Raw genomic sequence first — 17,120 nt, forward strand, 5'->3', positions numbered from 1 at the left:
ATCAAACTCCATTATTTTCTGCAGGGGTGGGCGCTTTTGCGTTCGCTTTTCCCGGAATAAGCCGCTCTATCACCATGATGACGGCTGGGGTCAGCAGAGCGATATACATATTGTTGATACCAAACGGATCGCCAAGCAGATACCAGACCGACGTGACGACGCAGGCACCGATCAGGCCAGCGTTAGCCCCACGGGTGCTGCGGAAGAACGGGGCGTAGAAGGCGATAACGGCCACCACGGAAATCGACAGGCGAATGGCGCGGGTAAAGAACGAGAGCTTCAGGACTTCAGGCACCAGCAGAACAAAAATCAGCGGCAGGAAACCAATCAGCAGAGAGATCCAGCGGGTGGCCTTAAATTCCTGCTCAGGCGTCGGGTTGCGCATCGGCACGTAAAAGTCTTTGACCACCAGGGAGGCGATAGCCAGCGCAACGGTACTGACGCTGACGAAAATAGACGCCACCAGAGAGGTGGTGACCAGACCGGCCAGCCACGGGTTCATATCCTGCAGGAAAATCGGCATCGCATACAGGCTGTTAATCTCCGGGTGCAGGTATTTAGCCGCCACGCCGATTACCGCGATGGCCAGCGCAATCGGCAGACAGAAGAAGAACGCGACCCAGGTTGAACGTTTGGCCGATTTCACATCTTTGGTGGAGGAGATGGCCTGAATCACAAACTGGGTACAGAATATGGAACCAATGGTGCCGATGAGCCATGCGAAAATGGTCGACGCGCCGATATTGCCATCCCAGGTCCAGTAGAAGTCCGGCATGTTTTCAACCATTGGCGCGAAGCCGCCCGTCTTAGACAGCGCAAAGCCCATGATGACCAGAATGCCGAAGTATTTCAGCGCGCTGTGCAGCACCGTCACCCACGCCACACCCTTCATGCCGCCAAAGGCGAAATAGAAGGTGCTGACGATAGCGGTAATAAACGCCGCAACGGGCAAATTGACCTTCAATACGGTGGAGATGGCCGCCGCACCGCTGACGTAGTTCCCTACGTTCACCAGCAGAAGGGCGTAGATCATGATGATGGAGATAATATTTTTGGTGCTGTTACCGTACTTTTCGGCAATGGCCCCGGAGATGGTGATTTTCCCGGTGTTATAGATGCGCTTGACGAGCAACAGACCAAACAGCGGAAAGCCAATCGCCGCACCGATGACGGACCAGGAGGCCGCAAACCCGTCTTCAAACGCGGCCTGCGCGGTGCCGATAGTGGATTTTGCGCCGATATATTCAGACATGAGCAGGATCCCGACAATAAATGCCGGCATTGCGCGGGAGCCTTCCATGAAATCACCGGAGTTTTTACTGCGGATCCGGAAGGTTAGCCATGTGGTGAACAGAATGTAGACAATCACTATGCCGACAATGATTAGGGTATCTTCAGCGGTAAAATTATTCATCTTTGCCTCTCTTCAGGGCGAGTGAATCCTGGGCACCTCAGGCACCCGGTATTCTTATTGACGAAACTGACGCCGGTTAATTCAGTGACGCTGTCACTATCTGGCGTATCTGTTGCAGCTGTTGCGCGTTAAACGCCACGGCGTATCGGCTTTCTCCAACGTCTTCTCCCATGATCTGCAGCGCTTTTTTGACTGCGGCGGGGGAAAACGCGACGCTGTATAACTCCGTGCGAAGCTGGGTGACGCTCTCCTGAGCCCGGCGGGAACCGTCGATATCACCAGCATTAAAGCGTGACCAGATGGCGTTTATGGCCGCAGGTGCCACGTTCGCCAGTCCGGAAATACAGGCGGAGCAGCCATCGACAAAGCCCTGATGGATCAGCGAATCGGGGCCGTTCAGCACGTCGAACCCGTCAATGTCTTTCACCGCATCGAGGAATGCGCTCAGGCTCTCGTAACTACCGGCACTGTCTTTAATACCGATAATATTGGGATGCTCCGCCAGCGCGCGAGCGGTGTCGGGCTCAATGGTGTTACCGGTTCTCGCTGGAATGTTGTAGAGATAAATCGGCACGCTCAGCGCGTCGGCAATAGACGTATAGTGCGTGATTAGCTCGTCTTGCTTTAGGGGAACAAAGTAAGGGGTTATGACCGATACGGCATCCACACCCAGTGAGGCGATCTGTTTGCCAAGACGGATGGTCTGGCGGGTAGATATTTCTCCTGCGTGGGCCACAACGGGCGCGCGTCCCGCCACGGTTTCAACGCAGTGCCGGGTGACGGCGAGTTTTTCTTCTTCGCTCAACACGAAAAACTCGCCGTTGGTCCCTCCGCAAAAGATGCCATTACCGGCATCCAGCTGACGCGCGATCTGCCGTGTGAGTCCCGATAAGCTCAGGTCGCCGTCCGCGTCAAAGGGGGTGACGATAGCCGTCAGTACGCCCTTTATGGTGTTACGCATTGCTCACTCCTTCGATATTAATGTTGGGGAAACAGTGTCCGATAGATTGCCTGCACCTCGTCACGGTCTGGCTGACAGGGGGCATTATTCATTAAGCGTTTAACGTTGAGCGCGGCCTCACTGAGGGAAGCAATGTCTTCTCGCGGTACGCCCAGCGCCTCAAGGTTATCCGGCAGGTTGAGGCGGCGAACCAACGCCGCAAAGTACGTCACCAGCGCGTGGGATTTGTCCTCGTCCGACAGGGTGGTATCCGCGCCGGGCACGAGATCCCAGACCTGAGCAAACTTTGTCACCGCATGGGGGCGCACTACGCGCATGCACGGTGCCAGCAGAATGGCGTTAGCCACGCCGTGCGGCAGGTGATATTTCCCGCCAAGAGGATAGGAAAGGGCGTGAACCAGGTGCGTGCCTGCATGCGCAATGGCAACCCCGCCGTAGTAAGACGCCCACAGCATCTCCAGCTTCGCCACCAGATTGCCCGGTTCGGCGCAGGCTGTTTCAATGTTGTTCAGCAGCTTAAACAGTCCCGTCAGCGCGGCGTTATCGCTGACCGGGTTGGCAACCGTTGACGTGAAACACTCAATCAGGTGGCACAACGCATCAATACCCGTCGACGAGGCGATGTGCGCGGGCATGCTGGTAGTGAGTTCAGGCAGGAGCGCAACGTAATCCGGCAGCAGCACGGGGGAGATGATCCCCACTTTCGTATTCTGTTCCGGTATCGCCAGAATTGCGTTTGGCGTGGCTTCGGAGCCAGTACCGGCCGTAGCGGGGATCAGCAAAGAGGAAATCCGCGCTGCGGGTTTTGTCCCGGCCAGCAGGGTATCCAGCCCCGGGGACTGCGGATGACACAGTACGGAGAGTAACTTTGCGACGTCCAGCACGCTGCCGCCCCCGATCCCCACGATCAAATCGAACTTGCAAGACGATAACCCGCCGAGCACCTGGCTGACATCGTGGTGCGAAGGTTCCGGCGGCACGTTATCAATCATCGTGATGCTGCGATTGTCCTCTTCAAGAAGGGTCCGGATCTGCTGTGCTGCCTCCAGACGTGAAATATTGCCGTCTGTGACCAATAAAATGTGCGCTTTACCGTGAAGCAGCGGTCTGATGGCGGGAATAGCGCCAGCGCCGCTGATAATTGTGCTGTTGATGGTTACCACATTCTTCTCCTGTCCTGGTGGTCATGATTGATTTCGCTCAAATCAGATCAGTCATGGTCATCGTGTGGCTAAATTTATAATTTATTCGCAAACTGATTAACTTGATCTTGCTCACATATAATCAATCATGATTGAATATAATCATTAACAGGATGAACGGACCCGGAGTGGGGATGAAAAAAAACAATCTATACAGAGAGGTGGTGGTCGTCGCAGATGACTTTACCGGCGCAAACGATGCGGGCGTGAGCCTGGCGCTTCGCGGGAAAAAGGTCTGCGTGGCGTTCCAGACAGTTTCTACTGAACCCACTGATGCGCTGGTTATCAATACCGAATCACGGGCGCTTGGGGCATCAGAGGCGGCTGAAAAAATTGCGCGGCTCGGGGCGGATGTCGTGAACGCGCGGTGGCTGATTAAGAAGGTTGATTCCACGCTGCGCGGGAACGTGGGCGCTGAAACCGCAGCCCTTCAGGCCCTGAGCGGTAAACGGCAGATCGTCATTGCGCCAGCCTATCCCGCAGCCGGGCGCATTACGCGGCACGGTCAGTGTCTGGTTAACGGTATCCCGGTAAATGAAACCGAATTTGCCAGCGACCCGAAAACGCCGGTGCCTTCTGCTGACATTGTTGATCTCTTCTTCGGACTGGCGGGCAAATCCGTGACCGTACACGACCTGGACACTGCGCTGGCGCAAGGGGATGGCGTGCTGATTGTGGATGCAGAGACGGAGGGTGAGCTGGATGCCGTTATTGCCGCCGCGCTGACCTGCGAGCAGACGCCGCTGCTGGTGGGATCGGCCGGGTTGTGCGATGCGCTGGCGCGCCATCTTGCGCCGGTCCGGCGCAAACAGCTGCTGGCCGTCGTTGGCTCGATGAGTGAAATCGCGCAGCGTCAGATTGCGTTTGCGCTAAACGCACCTGGCGTGTCGCGGGTGTTCATTGATGTTAACGACATGCTTAACGGCACAACGGCAGACGCATTCATCCGAATAATTCAGGCGCTTCAGGCGGGTCATCACTGCATTGTGCATACCTGTTCGGATCGGGAGTCCCGACATCGCGTTGAGGATATTTGCAGCCAACATCGAATGACCCGCGCGGCGCTGGGTGAAAAGATTTGTACTTGTCTGGGAACGCTGACCCGCGAAGTGCTGGAAAAGCAGGCACCGGATGCGCTGTACGTTTCAGGTGGCGATGTGGCGATGGCCGTTGCCAGCGCGCTTGAGGCACAAGGTTTTGAGATTACGGGACGCATTGCACAGTGCGTACCTTACGGCAGATTTTTGGGGGGTGCCTGGCATCGGCCGGTGATGACCAAAGCAGGGGGCTTCGGAAAGGAAGAGACGCTGCGTGAGGTTTTGCATTTTATCGAGGAGAGAATGAGTGACTAATATTATTGCTGTAACCATGGGTGACCCGGCGGGTATTGGCCCGGAAATTATTATCAAATCCCTTACTGACGGCGAGTTATCGGGTTCACCTGTTGTCGTGGTGGGCTGCGCCCGTACGCTACAGCGGGTGCTTAAGCAAGGGATCACCGCGCAAGCCGATATGCGTGTGATTGAGAACGTCAGCGATGCGCAGTTCGCGCCCGGGGTGATTAACGTGCTGGACGAACCGCTGGCGGATCCTGATGGGTTAAAGCCGGGGGTTGTTCAGGCTCAGGCCGGGGATCTGGCTTATCGCTGCGTGAAGCGAGCCACCGAACTGGCGATGGCGGGTGAGGTAAAGGCAATTGCAACGGCGCCACTCAATAAAGAGGCTCTGCATCTGGCCGGACATCATTATCCGGGCCACACGGAACTGCTGGCACATCTGACCGACAGCAAAGATTACGCCATGGTGTTGTATACCGATCAACTCAAGGTGATTCACATCACCACCCACATCGCGCTGCGCAAATTCCTTGATACGCTCAGTCAGGATCGGGTAAAAACCGTGATCGGTATTGCCGATACCTTCCTGAAGCGTGTGGGAATCGATCATCCGCGCATTGCAGTTGCAGGTGTGAACCCGCATGCGGGTGAGAACGGCCTGTTTGGTGATGAAGAGATCAAGATTGTCGGCCCCGCCGTCGAGGCGATGAAAGCGCAGGGGCTAAACGTCACCGGACCCTGTCCGCCGGATACGGTATTTATGCAATGCCACGAAGGAATGTATGACATGGTCGTTGCGATGTATCACGATCAGGGGCATATTCCGTTAAAATTACTCGGCTTCTATGACGGGGTGAATATCACCGCCGGGTTGCCGTTTATCCGTACCTCTGCAGACCACGGCACCGCGTTTGATATTGCGTGGACCGGCAAAGCGAAGTCTGAGAGCATGACGGTGTCTATCCAGTTGGCTATGCAAATTACACGGGAATGATATGAAGGGATATAACCGGTTAGAGCAGATAATGGATTACCTGAAAGGGCATAATCTGGTGACGGTGGATCAGCTGGTGGCAATCACCGATGCCTCACCGGCGACCATCCGCCGCGACCTGATTAAGCTCGACCAGGAGGGCGTCATTAGCCGTACCCACGGCGGAGTTACCCTTAACCGGTTTATTCCTTCCCAGCCCACGACGCACGAAAAAATGCAGCGGAGTCTTGCGGAGAAACATGCAATTGCCAGTGTGGCGGCCAGCTTTGTTAAGGCGGGAGATGCCGTCGTGCTGGATGCGGGCACCACGATGATTGAACTCGCGCGTCAACTGACGCACCTGCCGCTGCGCGTCATTACCAGCGACCTGCATATTGCGCTGTTTCTCTCGGAATTCAGGCAAATCGAAGTGACGATTATTGGTGGCCGTATCGACGATTCGAGCCAGTCGTGCATCGGTGAACACGGGCGTCGCTTGCTGCAAAACGTATGGCCGGACGTGGCTTTCGTCAGCTGTAACGGCTGGGATATAACCCGAGGGATCACCTCGCCAACGGAAGAGAAGGCGGCATTAAAACGCGATTTGATCGCCAACGCTAAGCGCCGCGTACTGCTGGCAGACAGTTCAAAGTACGGCGCCTGGTCGCTGTTTAACGTGGCACATCTGCATACTATGACGGATATCGTCACGGATAGCAGGCTGGATGAGCCGACACAGGCCGAGCTGAGGGCGCTTGATGTCCAACTGACGCTGGCGTCATGACATAAGTTAATACTATGTAGCCCCCTGGCAGGTCTGCGCTATGTTAAAAGAAAAATAGCAAGGAGCCTGCCATGTATTCCATCACCTCTGAGTCTGCCCGTCATCCCGACATCCTTAATCTGATCGCGGCCCTTGACCGCTATCAGAGCGAACTTTACCCCGCTGAAAGCAACCACCTGCTCGATTTGGCTAATCTGCCGGACGCGTCGCTGATTTTAATGATTATTCGCGACCAGCAGCTCAATGCCGTAGGGTGTGGCGCCGTGGTACTGAACGGTGACGGCACGGGAGAGATGAAGCGGGTGTATATCGACCCGACGCACCGTGGACAACATCTTGGGGAAAAGCTGCTGGCTGCCCTTGAGGATGAAGCCCTGAGCCGGGAATGCCATACCGTACGGCTCGAGACGGGGATCAAACAGCATGCCGCTATCCGTCTGTATCAGCAGTGCGGATACGAACTGCGTCCGGCGTTTGCCCCGTACGTCGAGGATCCGCTGAGCCTGTTTATGGAGAAGGCGCTGGTGGTTGACGTTCGTTTAGCAGTGCTATAAAGGCTTCAAGCTGACGGGTCATCGCCCCGCGTCGCCACACCAGCCAGGTGGTGAGCCAGCGCCAGTTTTCCGCCAGCGGCCACGCTGCAACCTGATGGTGCCCCGGCATGCTTTCCAGCATGGATCGGGGCATTAATGCAATGCCAGCCCCGGCAATCACGCAGGCGAGCATGCCGTGATACGACTCCATCTCATGAATACGCCCCGGCGTAGCTCTGTCGGCGTGAAACCAGCTTTCCAGATGTCGGCGATAGGAGCAGTTCGCGCGAAAAGCGTATACATCGCTGCCGCTGACCTGGGTGGCTTTTGAGACTTCAGCATGCCCCGCGGGCGTCACCAGCATCATCTCTTCCCGATAAACCGGCATCCCTTCCAGCTCCGGATGGGATAGCGGCCCGTCGACAAATGCGGCGCTCAGGGTACCTTCCAGTACACCATCAATCATCGTCCCGGATGGCCCGGTGGACAGTGCAAACTGAATGCGCGGATACCGCTGGTTAAACTGCGCCAGACTCTCCGGGATGCGCACGGCGGCGGTGCTTTCCAGCGCGCCGAGGGCAAACAGCCCCTGCGGTTCGTCTCCGGCGACCACCATCCGCGCCTCGTCAACCAGCGCCAGGATCTGCCTGCTGTAGCGCAGAAAATTATGCCCGGCTGGCGATAAGCGCAAACGCTGGTTCTCGCGGATAAACAGCTCCACGCCGAGATCCGCTTCAAGCTGGCGGATGCGGGTGGTCAGGTTCGACGGCACGCGATGCACCTTCTGCGCCGCCTGGGTGATGCTGCCGGTTAGCGCGACGGCGTTAAACATTTCAAGCTGAGTTAAGTCCATAGCGTTCTCGATTCGTGAATAAGGTGGTCAATATTATTCATTTTTAAGAAATAGCAGAGTGGGCCACAATGAATCAACTGTTATTGCGAGGAGAACATCATGACCCTTTCATCTGCTACTCATGCACGCTCTGTTAACCCGGCGACGGGCGAAACCCTGGCCACGTATCCCTGGGCGACAGCCGACGATGTAGAACGCGCCATTTCCCAGGCCGATACGGGCTTTCGCCAGTGGCGTCGCGAAAGCGTTTCCCATCGCGCGCAAAAGCTGCGCGAACTGGGCGAGGCTTTGCGTAACCGGGGTGAAGAGATGGCGAGGATGATGTCCCGCGAAATGGGCAAACCCATTCTGCAGGCGCGCGGCGAGGTGGCTAAATCTGCCAGCCTGTGCGACTGGTATGCCGAACATGGCCCGGCAATGCTGAATGCTGAACCCACGCTGGTCGAGGATCACAACGCGGTCATCGAGTACCGTCCGCTGGGACCGATTCTGGCGGTAATGCCGTGGAACTTCCCGCTCTGGCAGGTGCTGCGCGGCGCGGTTCCCATTCTGCTGGCGGGGAACAGCTATCTGCTCAAGCACGCCCCGAACGTGCTCGGCTCCGCGGATCTGATTGCGCAGATTTTTGCCGCTGCCGGTTTTCCTCAGGGCGTGTTTGGCTGGGTAAACGCCACCAACGACGGCGTCAGCCAGGCCATTAACGACCGCCGTATCGCTGCGATTACCGTCACCGGCAGCGTGCGTGCCGGGGCGGCAATTGGCGCTCAGGCGGGCGCGGCGCTCAAAAAATGCGTGCTGGAGCTGGGCGGTTCCGATCCCTTTATCGTCCTGAACGATGCCGATCTGGATCTGGCGGTGAAAGCCGCAGTGGCGGGGCGTTATCAAAATACCGGACAGGTTTGCGCGGCGGCGAAGCGTTTTATCGTAGAACAGGGGGTGGCTGATGCCTTTACCCAACGCTTTGTCGACGCAGTTGCGGCGCTGAAGATGGGCTCGCCGGAGACAGAAGAGAACTATCTTGGCCCGATGGCGCGCTTCGATCTGCGTGATGAACTGGATCAGCAGGTGCAGGCCACCCTGGCAGAAGGGGCGACCCTGCTGTTGGGCGGAGAGAAACTGGCTGGTGAGGGTAACTACTACGCGCCAACCGTGCTCGGCAACGTCAACCCGAATATGACCGCGTTCCGCCAGGAGTTGTTTGGCCCGGTGGCGGCGATTACGATCGCCAGGGATGCGGAGCATGCTTTAGCGCTGGCTAACGACAGTGATTTCGGTCTGTCTGCCACGGTCTTTACCGCAAACGACGCGCTGGCGGAGACATTCTCTCGCGAGCTGGAGTGCGGCGGGGTGTTTATCAATGGCTACAGCGCAAGCGATGCCCGCGTGGCTTTTGGCGGCGTGAAGAAGAGCGGCTTCGGTCGTGAGCTTTCACATTTCGGCTTGCACGAGTTCTGTAACGTGCAGACGGTCTGGAAGGATCGCGTGTAATTTATCGCCCGTCTGTGATTTCGGCCCTCATTACGAGGGCCGTTGTCATTTATCTGCAATGGTTCTGTCATTTTCGTTTCGTAGACTCGCTCGCGTCTAACGTATTGTTACAGAAGAAAATTATGAACCTAACGCAAATTTTTCGCCGTATTGCGCAGCGCGTCATCCCCCGTCAATTTGGTCTGCTGGCCGGCATTTTTTGTATTATTGGGCTTTTCTCCGCACTGCAACTCTCCTCCACGCTTCTGCTCACTGCCTCTCTGAAAGAAGCCCAGCGCAACGAACAGCATAACCAGCTGGCGTATCAGCAGCAGGGCAAGCTGGATCAGGCGCGCGTTTCTCTGCTGGCCGCAAGCGATTTGCTTAACCGCTCCGGCGTCTGGTTTATGCAGGATAAAGAGACCGGCTCGGAAGGGAGCTGGCACAGTCTGATGGACGAGGCGCAAAAGGCGCTGGACGACTCTCATCAGGCATGGGCGGCGTGGCTGGCACTCCATCCGGTGAAAGACGAGGCGCTGGTGAGCAGCTATCAGCTTTTCTACGGTGCCATTAAGGAGCAGGCGGAAGGGCTGATTAAAACGAACGCCATTGATGCCTTTTTTGCTGTTCCCGCTCAGGCGTTTCAAACCGACTTTAACGATAACTATGCGCGCTACCAGCAGATGAGCGAGAAACAGGCCCTGCAAGGGCGGCAGACGCTGGTGGCGCAGCTTTCAAGCCTGCAAACGCTATTCCTGTTTGCGCCCGTCGTTCTGCTGGTGATTGCCATTCTGGTCTGGTTCGGGATGGCGAAGTGGGTTATTACGCCGTTGCGTCGGTTGATTGCACATATCAACCAACTTTCTGCGGGGGATCTGTCCGGTACACCGCCAGGTGTAGCCTGCTTCAACCGGGAGATGGGTCAACTCAGCGGCAGTGTTAATACCCTGCAGCATGGGCTACAGCAGCTGGTATCGCAGGTCAGCCACGCCACGACCTCGATGGTCGAGAACATTGGCTCCCTGGCGCAGGGGAATCAGAAGCTGTATCAGCAGTCTGTACGTCAGGCGAAAGAGCTTGAGGATGTCACGGCGAATATCGCCGCGCTGGAAACGCATGTTGAAGGCAACACCGGCTATGCGAAACTAGCCAGCGCCCGCGCAGATGAGGCGCGTCAGGCTGCGGCAGGCGGAGACCAGATGATGTCTACGGTGAATGCCTCCATGCAGGCGATCGTTGACCGATCCTCTGAGATGCGCGGGATCGTAGCAATGATCGACAGCGTGGCGTTCCAGACCAATATTCTTGCCCTTAACGCGGCCATTGAAGCGGCACATGCGGGCAATCAGGGGCGCGGCTTTGCCGTGGTCGCCCGCGAGGTGGGGCTGCTGGCCCGCAAAAGCAGTCATTCTACGCAGACCATTCAGGCGCTGATCAATCACTCTTTGCAGGGTATTCATGATGGCTCAAAAGCGGTTAACCGGCTGGAAGATAACCTGCAGCAGGTTACCGGGCTGGTGGCGAATTTAAGCAGCCTGCTGAATGACATCTCAGACGCCACGCTGAGCCAGGGGGAGAGTATTCATCGGATGACTCGCCAGCTTCACGCCCTGAATCAGGTATCGCGGCAGACGGATGCGCTGGTGTCTGAAGCGTCGGATGCCTCTGCGCGTTTGCATCAGGAGTCCGATAATTTGCTGGAAGCCGTCTCGCGTTTTCGTCTTCCTGCCTGACGCAATATATAAGCCTCTGTTATACTCGCAGCCCGTTTTAGCCTGAGGGCAAGGAGCAAAGTGTGGCTGCGGTTATCCATAATGAGATGCTGGACGAAATTCTGGCGCAGGTCCGACCGTTAATCGGAAAGGGGAAGGTTGCCGACTATATTCCGGCGCTGGCCTCGGTAAGCGGTAATAAGCTGGGGATCGCCATATGTACGGTAGACGGACAGCGTTTCCAGGCCGGTGATGCGACCGAGCGATTCTCGATTCAATCCATCTCAAAGGTGCTGAGCCTGGTGGCGGCAATGCGTCAGTATGAAGAAGACGAGCTCTGGCAACGTGTGGGTAAAGATCCCTCCGGTCAGCCGTTTAACTCGCTGCTGCAGCTTGAAATGGAACAGGGTAAACCGCGTAATCCTTTTATCAATGCCGGGGCGCTGGTGGTGTGCGATATGCTGCAAAGTCGCCTCAGCGCGCCTCGCCAGCGAATGCTCGAAATCGTGCGTCAGCTTTCTGGCGTGCAGAGCATTGCCTACGATCCGGTGGTCGCGCGCTCGGAGTTTGAACACTCGGCGCGCAATGCGGCGATAGCCTGGCTGATGAAATCCTTTGGCAATTTCCACAACGATGTGGCGACGGTTCTGCAAAACTACTTCCATTACTGTGCGCTTGAAATGAACTGTGTTGAACTCGCGCAAACGTTCCTGTTCCTCGCGCACCAGGGGCATGCACCGCATCTCGATCAGGAGGTGGTGTCGCCGATGCAGGCCCGTCAGGTGAACGCCCTGATGGCAACCAGCGGGATGTACCAGAATGCCGGTGAGTTCGCCTGGCGTGTCGGCTTACCGGCAAAATCCGGCGTGGGCGGCGGGGTCGTGGCCATCGTTCCCCACGAGATGGCGATTGCCGTCTGGAGTCCGGAACTCGATGAAACGGGAAATTCACTGGCAGGTGTGGCGGTACTGGAACGACTGACCCAACGTTTGGGGCGCTCGGTTTACTGATGTCGAACCTGGATCCGTTATTTGCGCGCCTGTCGCGTTCGACGTTTCGGTCGCGCTTTCGACTGGGGCCGAAAGAGCGGCAATATTGTTGGGAAAAAGGGGCTGAGACCATCGATCGCCATGCGGCGGATTTTGTTGCTCAGCGCCTTGCTCCGGCCGGTCCCGCGAATGACGGTAAGCAAACGCCGATGCGTGGACATCCGGTGTTTATTGCTCAGCACGCCACTGCCACGTGCTGTCGTGGCTGCCTGGCAAAATGGCACAGCATTCCGCCGGATGTCGAGCTTACGGCGCAGCAGCAGCACTATATCGTCACCGTGATCCATCACTGGCTGGTCATACAAATGAATGCATGACGTAGACGTAGGATTATCCAGTTGTTCATCCCATACAGGGAGAAAGCGGCCTTGATATATATGATTAAAAGATAAATTGCTTGCTAGGTATTTTTAAGCTCAATAAGATACCGCAAGAAACATATCGGAAAAATCTTAGTATGAATGCCACTGACAAACTTAGTCCCAAGCCTCGCTTACCCGGTCGTCGGTTTGTCAAACGTATGTATCTCATGCGTTTACTCGGCACATTTCTCTGTTTTATTCCTGTCCTGTCCGTTTTGATCGAACACCATCGCTCGGTCTGGCTGATGATCCTGCTAGGGGCGAATGCCTTTATTTGGCCAACGGTGGCCTGGCTGCGGGCGCGTCGTTCACCGACGCCCCTGGCGACCGAGCATCAGCACCTGGTGCTGGATGCAGGCGCAGGGGGCTTTTGGATCGCGATGATGGCGGTTAATCCGCTTACGTCGGTCGTCATTGCGACCATTTTGCTTTCAGACAGGCTTTCTGCAGGCGGTATTACGCTGCTGAAAAAGGCCGCCGCTCTGATGCTGGGCGTATTCCTGGTGACCTGGCTGACGCAGGGGATGGAGGTAGACGGGTTTGTTTCCCAGCGGACTATGTTTGCCACCTTACCGCTGATCGCCATCTACCTGCTGGCCATGAGCATGCTGACTGACAGTATTGCGCAGCGCTTACGGATAAAAAGCCGCGAGCTGGAACGGATCGCCATGATGGATCCGCTGCTGGATATCGCCAACCGTCGTCTGCTGGAAAAACGTATCGATCATGAACTGAATAAACTTCGTCAGACGTGCCGCGAATCTGCTTTGATGTTTATTGATATCGACAACTTTAAAGATGTAAATGACCGCTTTGGCCACAAGGTGGGCGACGCGATGCTGGCGACAGTATCGAAGATCCTGCATCTGGCCACGCGCCCTACAGATACCCCAGCGCGTCTGGGGGGCGACGAATTTGTCATTTTGCTCCCGGATACCAGCGTGGATGAGGCCCAGATTGTGGCTACCCGCATTATGGACGCGGCGGCAGTAATGAAGGATGTGGCGCAAGAGGCCGTGCATTGCACCCTCAGTATCGGTATCGCCTGCGCAACGCGAGACACAAGCAGCGTGGCCGACTGGCTGCAGGCCGCCGATAGTGCCCTTTACCATGCCAAGCGTGAAGGCAAGAACAGAATATTCGCACACTGACAATGTCTCTGTTTAAGCCTACGCTTTTAATAACGCAAAGCGTCAGGAGACGTTATGAAAGCACCTGTAACCCCCGCTAATGAAACAGAACGCCTGAACTCGCTGCGCGAGTCTGGCCTTCTTGAGATCGAAAATTCCGTGGCATTTGACCGGCTGACGCGTCTGGCTAAACGTTTTTTCCAGGTGCCGCTGGCGATGGTCAATCTCATTGATGAACATTCACTTATTGTGAAATCTGCCGACGGTCAGGCACCTGACACCGTTCCGCGCAATATCTCTTTTTGTGGTCACACGATCCTCAGCGAAGCGCCGCTGGTGGTGAGTGATATGCTTCAGGACGACCGTTTTGCCGATAATCCGCTGGTGGCAGGGGACCCAAGGGTTCGCTTCTACGCGGGTTTTCCGCTGCGCTTGCGTGGCGGGGCGAGCGTTGGGTCTCTGTGTCTTATCGATTTCGCGCCACGTGAATTTTCCGCGGCGGATCTCGCCGTATTAGGGGACCTGGGCGCGCTGGCGGAAGATGAATTTGCCGCAGTCAGCGCGGCAACCACCGACGAACTCACCGGTTTATACAATCGGCGCGGCTTTAACCAGTTTGTTCGTTTCACCCTCTCTGTCGCCAGACGTCGGGCGGAGCCGCTAACCCTGGGGTGGCTGGATCTCGATCGTTTTAAAGAGATCAACGATCGTTATGGCCACGAGGAGGGCGACAAGGCATTGAAAGCGATGGCTTCCCTCATGAAGGCCTCTTTCCGCGAGGCCGATCTGCTGGTTCGCTTTGGTGGTGACGAATTCGCGGTGCTGTTTGCCGATACGGATGAGCAGGGCGCCTGGATCGCCATGCAGTATTTGATCGAACAGGTAGAGAGCTATAACGCGCGTCAACTGCACCCCTGGTCGCTGCATTTCTCCTGGGGCTTGAGTGAGTTCGACCATAACAGCAATGATATTCAGCAGTGGCTTAAAAATGCCGATCGGAAAATGTATTCCATGAAACAGCAGAGACATACTGAGAGATAACAAAATCCTATGTATTAGGTTATTGCGTTACGGAAATGTTAATAGCAATCTGGAGAGATTCATTAAAAGGACAAAACATGAACTCTCCACTGCATATTAAAACCCTCTCCCGGGACGACATTCTTTCCCACATCGATGCGCTGGCCGATATCCTCGAAAACTGTGTTAACGGCGGCGCATCCGTCAGCTTTATGCTGCCTTTTAGTCACGACAAAGCGCGCACGTTCTGGCGCGGGATTGCTGAAAGCGTTGGCCGCCATGAGCGTACCGTACTGGCGTGCGTTGATGAGCAGGACGGCATTATTGGAACGGTACAGCTCATTACCGATCAGCCGGAAAATCAGCCGCACCGTGCGGATGTCGCAAAACTGCTGGTTCACGAAAAGGCCCGCCGTAAAGGGGCGGCAATGGCGCTGATGGAGACCCTTGAGGTGATTGCGCGCGAAAAAGGGCTGTCGGTTCTGGTACTGGATACCTCCACCGGTAGCGGCGCGGAGAGCTTTTACCAGCGGGCGGGCTGGCAAAAAGTGGGGGAGATCCCGCGCTATGCCTTGATGCCCGATGGTGCGATGACCGCGACATCCGTTTTCTATAAATTCTTATGATTATTTTTCACAATTGCCTGATGAGTTGATCCAAACAGGGGTTCTGGTCTGAAAGGTTTGATAAGTTATTACACCAATCTTATCGGGCTGTATGACTAATCGAAAAGGACCCCAATGTGAACACACTCAACCGACGTGATTTCCCCGGTGCTCTCTACCCTGAACGTATCATTCAGTTTGGCGAAGGTAACTTCCTGCGTGCGTTCGTTGACTGGCAATTCGACCTGTTAAACGAGCATACCGATCTTAATGCCGGTGTGGTGATTGTTCGCCCGATCCAGAGCGATTTCCCGCCATCGCTCAGCACCCAGGATGGTTTGTACACCACCATCATTCGGGGTCTGAATGAGAAGGGCGAGGCGGTAAGCGATGCGCGTCTTATCCGCTCCGTGAACCGTGAAATCAGCGTCTACGGTCAATATGATGAGTTTCTGAAGCTGGCCCACAACCCCGATATGCGTTTTGTCTTTTCGAACACCACGGAAGCCGGTATCAGCTATCACGCCGCTGACAAGTTCGACGATGCCCCGGCGGTCAGCTATCCGGCGAAACTGACGCGACTGCTGTTTGAGCGCTTTAGCCACTTTAACGGCGCAGTGGACAAAGGCTGGATTATCATTCCGTGCGAGCTTATCGACTACAACGGTGAAGCACTTCGCGAACTGGTGCTGCGCTATGCGCAGGAGTGGGCGTTGCCGCAGGCGTTTATCCAGTGGCTGAATGACGCCAATAGCTTCTGCTCTACGCTGGTTGACCGTATCGTTACCGGTTATCCGCGTGACGAAGCGGCATCGCTGGAAGCTCAGCTTGGCTATCACGATGGATTTATCGATACCGCTGAACATTTCTATCTGTTCGTGATTCAGGGGCCAAAATCACTTGCCGCCGAGCTGCGTCTGGATAAATTCCCGCTGAACGTGCTCATCGTTGATGACATTAAGCCGTACAAAGAGCGCAAAGTGGCTATCCTGAACGGGGCGCACACCGCGCTGGTACCGGTGGCCTTCCAGGCCGGTCTGGATACGGTTGGTGAAGCGATGAACGATGCTGAGATTTGTGCGTTCGTCGAAAAAGCGATTTACGAGGAAATTATTCCTGTGTTGGATTTGCCGCGCGAAGAGCTGGAGTCGTTCGCCAGTGCGGTGACGGGCCGTTTCCGTAACCCTTACATCAAGCATCAGCTGCTGTCGATTGCCCTGAACGGGATGACCAAATACCGCACGCGTATCCTGCCGCAACTGCTGGCGGGGCAGCAGGCGACGGGTCAATTACCCGCGCGTCTGACGTTTGCGCTGGCCGCGTTGATTGCGTTTTACCGGGGTGAACGTCATGGCGAACGCTATCCGGTACAGGATGATGCGCACTGGTTGACCCGCTATCAGCAACTCTGGGCACAGCACCACGATAAGCAGATCGATACCCGTTCACTGGTGGAAGCGGTGCTGAGTGAAAGCAATCACTGGGAGCAGGATTTGACGCAGGTGAAGGGATTGGTAGAACAGGTTACGTTAGACCTTGAAACCATTTTGCATCAGGGGATGCGTGAAGCGGTAAAACAACTTTGCTAACACGGTTACCCGGCTTCGGTCGGGTATTTTTACGATCTAATTTAGTTACAACATACTATTTACTCCGTTTTTAAAAAAAGACGTCAACTCCGTGCGGTTTAGGCTTGCCAGTGGAGAAAATGCAATGTT

Annotated in this window: 16 protein-coding genes; 12 read left to right on the forward strand and 4 right to left on the reverse strand. The window is 55.8% G+C overall.

Going from position 1 to position 17,120, the window contains the following annotated elements; translation table 11 throughout:
• Window position 1: 1 nt before the first annotated feature.
• From ACTJJA_RS06515 to ACTJJA_RS06525, 3 genes are all read right to left on the reverse strand, one after another.
• The gene (locus tag ACTJJA_RS06515) at window positions 2-1,414 is read right to left on the reverse strand and encodes a sodium:solute symporter family protein (RefSeq protein ID WP_010431119.1); all 1,413 of its coding nucleotides are present in this window, start codon (window positions 1,412-1,414) and stop codon (window positions 2-4) included.
• Between the two features lie 76 nt (window positions 1,415-1,490).
• Entirely contained in the window at window positions 1,491-2,375 is an 885-nt protein-coding gene (locus ACTJJA_RS06520) for a dihydrodipicolinate synthase family protein (RefSeq protein WP_440666904.1), read from the reverse strand.
• Between the two features lie 17 nt (window positions 2,376-2,392).
• Complete coding sequence (locus ACTJJA_RS06525) at window positions 2,393-3,538, reverse strand: iron-containing alcohol dehydrogenase (RefSeq protein WP_440666906.1); 1,146 nt, start codon at window positions 3,536-3,538, stop codon at window positions 2,393-2,395.
• A gap of 173 nt (window positions 3,539-3,711) precedes the next feature.
• Here ACTJJA_RS06525 and dtnK point away from each other — a divergent pair, with 173 nt between their 5' ends.
• The 4 genes from dtnK (at window position 3,712) to ACTJJA_RS06545 (ending at window position 7,225) form a co-directional block, all read left to right on the forward strand.
• Entirely contained in the window at window positions 3,712-4,929 is a 1,218-nt protein-coding gene (gene dtnK, locus ACTJJA_RS06530; protein ID WP_440666909.1) for a D-threonate kinase, read from the forward strand.
• Window positions 4,922-5,908: a D-threonate 4-phosphate dehydrogenase gene (locus ACTJJA_RS06535; protein ID WP_100166664.1), complete on the forward strand. Its 987-nt coding sequence runs from the start codon at window positions 4,922-4,924 to the stop codon at window positions 5,906-5,908. Before dtnK ends, ACTJJA_RS06535 begins: the two co-directional genes overlap by 8 nt.
• 1 nt (window position 5,909) lies before the next feature.
• Window positions 5,910-6,671 carry a DeoR/GlpR family DNA-binding transcription regulator gene (locus tag ACTJJA_RS06540; protein ID WP_440666911.1) on the forward strand — a complete coding sequence of 254 codons (762 nt, stop codon included), beginning with the start codon at window positions 5,910-5,912 and terminating at the stop codon, window positions 6,669-6,671.
• Window positions 6,672-6,742: 71 nt separating this feature from the next.
• Complete coding sequence (locus ACTJJA_RS06545) at window positions 6,743-7,225, forward strand: GNAT family N-acetyltransferase (protein ID WP_440666913.1); 483 nt, start codon at window positions 6,743-6,745, stop codon at window positions 7,223-7,225.
• On the opposite strand, the gene ptrR is transcribed toward ACTJJA_RS06545, so the two are convergent.
• Window positions 7,179-8,057 carry a putrescine utilization regulator PtrR gene (gene ptrR / locus ACTJJA_RS06550; RefSeq protein ID WP_042718116.1) on the reverse strand — a complete coding sequence of 293 codons (879 nt, stop codon included), beginning with the start codon at window positions 8,055-8,057 and terminating at the stop codon, window positions 7,179-7,181. The two genes, ACTJJA_RS06545 and ptrR, sit on opposite strands and share 47 nt — an antisense overlap.
• A 99-nt stretch (window positions 8,058-8,156) precedes the next feature.
• Between ptrR and sad the strand changes: the two genes are divergently transcribed.
• The 8 genes from sad to ACTJJA_RS06590 all read left to right on the forward strand — a co-directional run bounded on the left by sad (window position 8,157) and on the right by ACTJJA_RS06590 (window position 16,991).
• The gene (sad, locus tag ACTJJA_RS06555) at window positions 8,157-9,545 is read left to right on the forward strand and encodes a succinate-semialdehyde dehydrogenase (RefSeq protein WP_440666916.1); all 1,389 of its coding nucleotides are present in this window, start codon (window positions 8,157-8,159) and stop codon (window positions 9,543-9,545) included.
• 122 nt (window positions 9,546-9,667) lie between these two features.
• Window positions 9,668-11,257 carry a methyl-accepting chemotaxis protein gene (locus ACTJJA_RS06560; protein ID WP_440666918.1) on the forward strand — a complete coding sequence of 530 codons (1,590 nt, stop codon included), beginning with the start codon at window positions 9,668-9,670 and terminating at the stop codon, window positions 11,255-11,257.
• A 62-nt stretch (window positions 11,258-11,319) separates the two neighbouring features.
• A complete protein-coding gene (gene glsB / locus ACTJJA_RS06565; RefSeq protein WP_010431130.1) occupies window positions 11,320-12,246 on the forward strand; it encodes a glutaminase B in 927 nt (308 codons plus the stop codon).
• Window positions 12,246-12,602, forward strand: a complete 357-nt coding sequence (locus tag ACTJJA_RS06570) for a DUF4186 domain-containing protein (protein WP_440666921.1) — start codon at window positions 12,246-12,248, stop codon at window positions 12,600-12,602. The genes glsB and ACTJJA_RS06570 overlap by 1 nt, the downstream gene beginning before the upstream one ends.
• A 203-nt stretch (window positions 12,603-12,805) precedes the next feature.
• Window positions 12,806-13,798 carry a sensor domain-containing diguanylate cyclase gene (locus ACTJJA_RS06575; RefSeq protein ID WP_214593999.1) on the forward strand — a complete coding sequence of 331 codons (993 nt, stop codon included), beginning with the start codon at window positions 12,806-12,808 and terminating at the stop codon, window positions 13,796-13,798.
• 54 nt (window positions 13,799-13,852) lie between these two features.
• Window positions 13,853-14,818, forward strand: coding sequence for a sensor domain-containing diguanylate cyclase (locus ACTJJA_RS06580; protein ID WP_440666923.1), 966 nt, complete (start codon window positions 13,853-13,855; stop codon window positions 14,816-14,818).
• Between the two features lie 77 nt (window positions 14,819-14,895).
• Window positions 14,896-15,423, forward strand: coding sequence for an N-acetyltransferase family protein (locus tag ACTJJA_RS06585; RefSeq protein WP_440666925.1), 528 nt, complete (start codon window positions 14,896-14,898; stop codon window positions 15,421-15,423).
• 116 nt (window positions 15,424-15,539) lie between these two features.
• Window positions 15,540-16,991, forward strand: a complete 1,452-nt coding sequence (locus ACTJJA_RS06590) for a tagaturonate reductase (protein ID WP_440666927.1) — start codon at window positions 15,540-15,542, stop codon at window positions 16,989-16,991.
• Window positions 16,992-17,120 lie beyond the last annotated feature (129 nt).

The organism is Enterobacter sp. 22452, assembly GCF_052045065.1.
GTDB classification, from domain to species: Bacteria; Pseudomonadota; Gammaproteobacteria; order Enterobacterales; family Enterobacteriaceae; genus Enterobacter; species Enterobacter mori.

Excerpts from the sequence above, each read along its gene's own strand:
- ACTJJA_RS06580 (WP_440666923.1), top strand. The coding sequence starts at position 13,853 with ATGAAAGCACCTGTAACCCCCGCTAATGAAACAGAACGCCTGAACTCG.
- ACTJJA_RS06540 (WP_440666911.1), top strand. The coding sequence starts at position 5,910 with ATGAAGGGATATAACCGGTTAGAGCAGATAATGGATTACCTGAAAGGG.
- ACTJJA_RS06585 (WP_440666925.1), top strand. The coding sequence starts at position 14,896 with ATGAACTCTCCACTGCATATTAAAACCCTCTCCCGGGACGACATTCTT.
- ACTJJA_RS06575 (WP_214593999.1), top strand. The coding sequence starts at position 12,806 with ATGTATCTCATGCGTTTACTCGGCACATTTCTCTGTTTTATTCCTGTC.
- ACTJJA_RS06560 (WP_440666918.1), top strand. The coding sequence starts at position 9,668 with ATGAACCTAACGCAAATTTTTCGCCGTATTGCGCAGCGCGTCATCCCC.
- sad (WP_440666916.1), top strand. The coding sequence starts at position 8,157 with ATGACCCTTTCATCTGCTACTCATGCACGCTCTGTTAACCCGGCGACG.
- ACTJJA_RS06570 (WP_440666921.1), top strand. The coding sequence starts at position 12,246 with ATGTCGAACCTGGATCCGTTATTTGCGCGCCTGTCGCGTTCGACGTTT.
- ACTJJA_RS06520 (WP_440666904.1), bottom strand. The coding sequence starts at position 2,375 with ATGCGTAACACCATAAAGGGCGTACTGACGGCTATCGTCACCCCCTTT.
- ACTJJA_RS06545 (WP_440666913.1), top strand. The coding sequence starts at position 6,743 with ATGTATTCCATCACCTCTGAGTCTGCCCGTCATCCCGACATCCTTAAT.
- ACTJJA_RS06515 (WP_010431119.1), bottom strand. The coding sequence starts at position 1,414 with ATGAATAATTTTACCGCTGAAGATACCCTAATCATTGTCGGCATAGTG.
- ptrR (WP_042718116.1), bottom strand. The coding sequence starts at position 8,057 with ATGGACTTAACTCAGCTTGAAATGTTTAACGCCGTCGCGCTAACCGGC.
- dtnK (WP_440666909.1), top strand. The coding sequence starts at position 3,712 with ATGAAAAAAAACAATCTATACAGAGAGGTGGTGGTCGTCGCAGATGAC.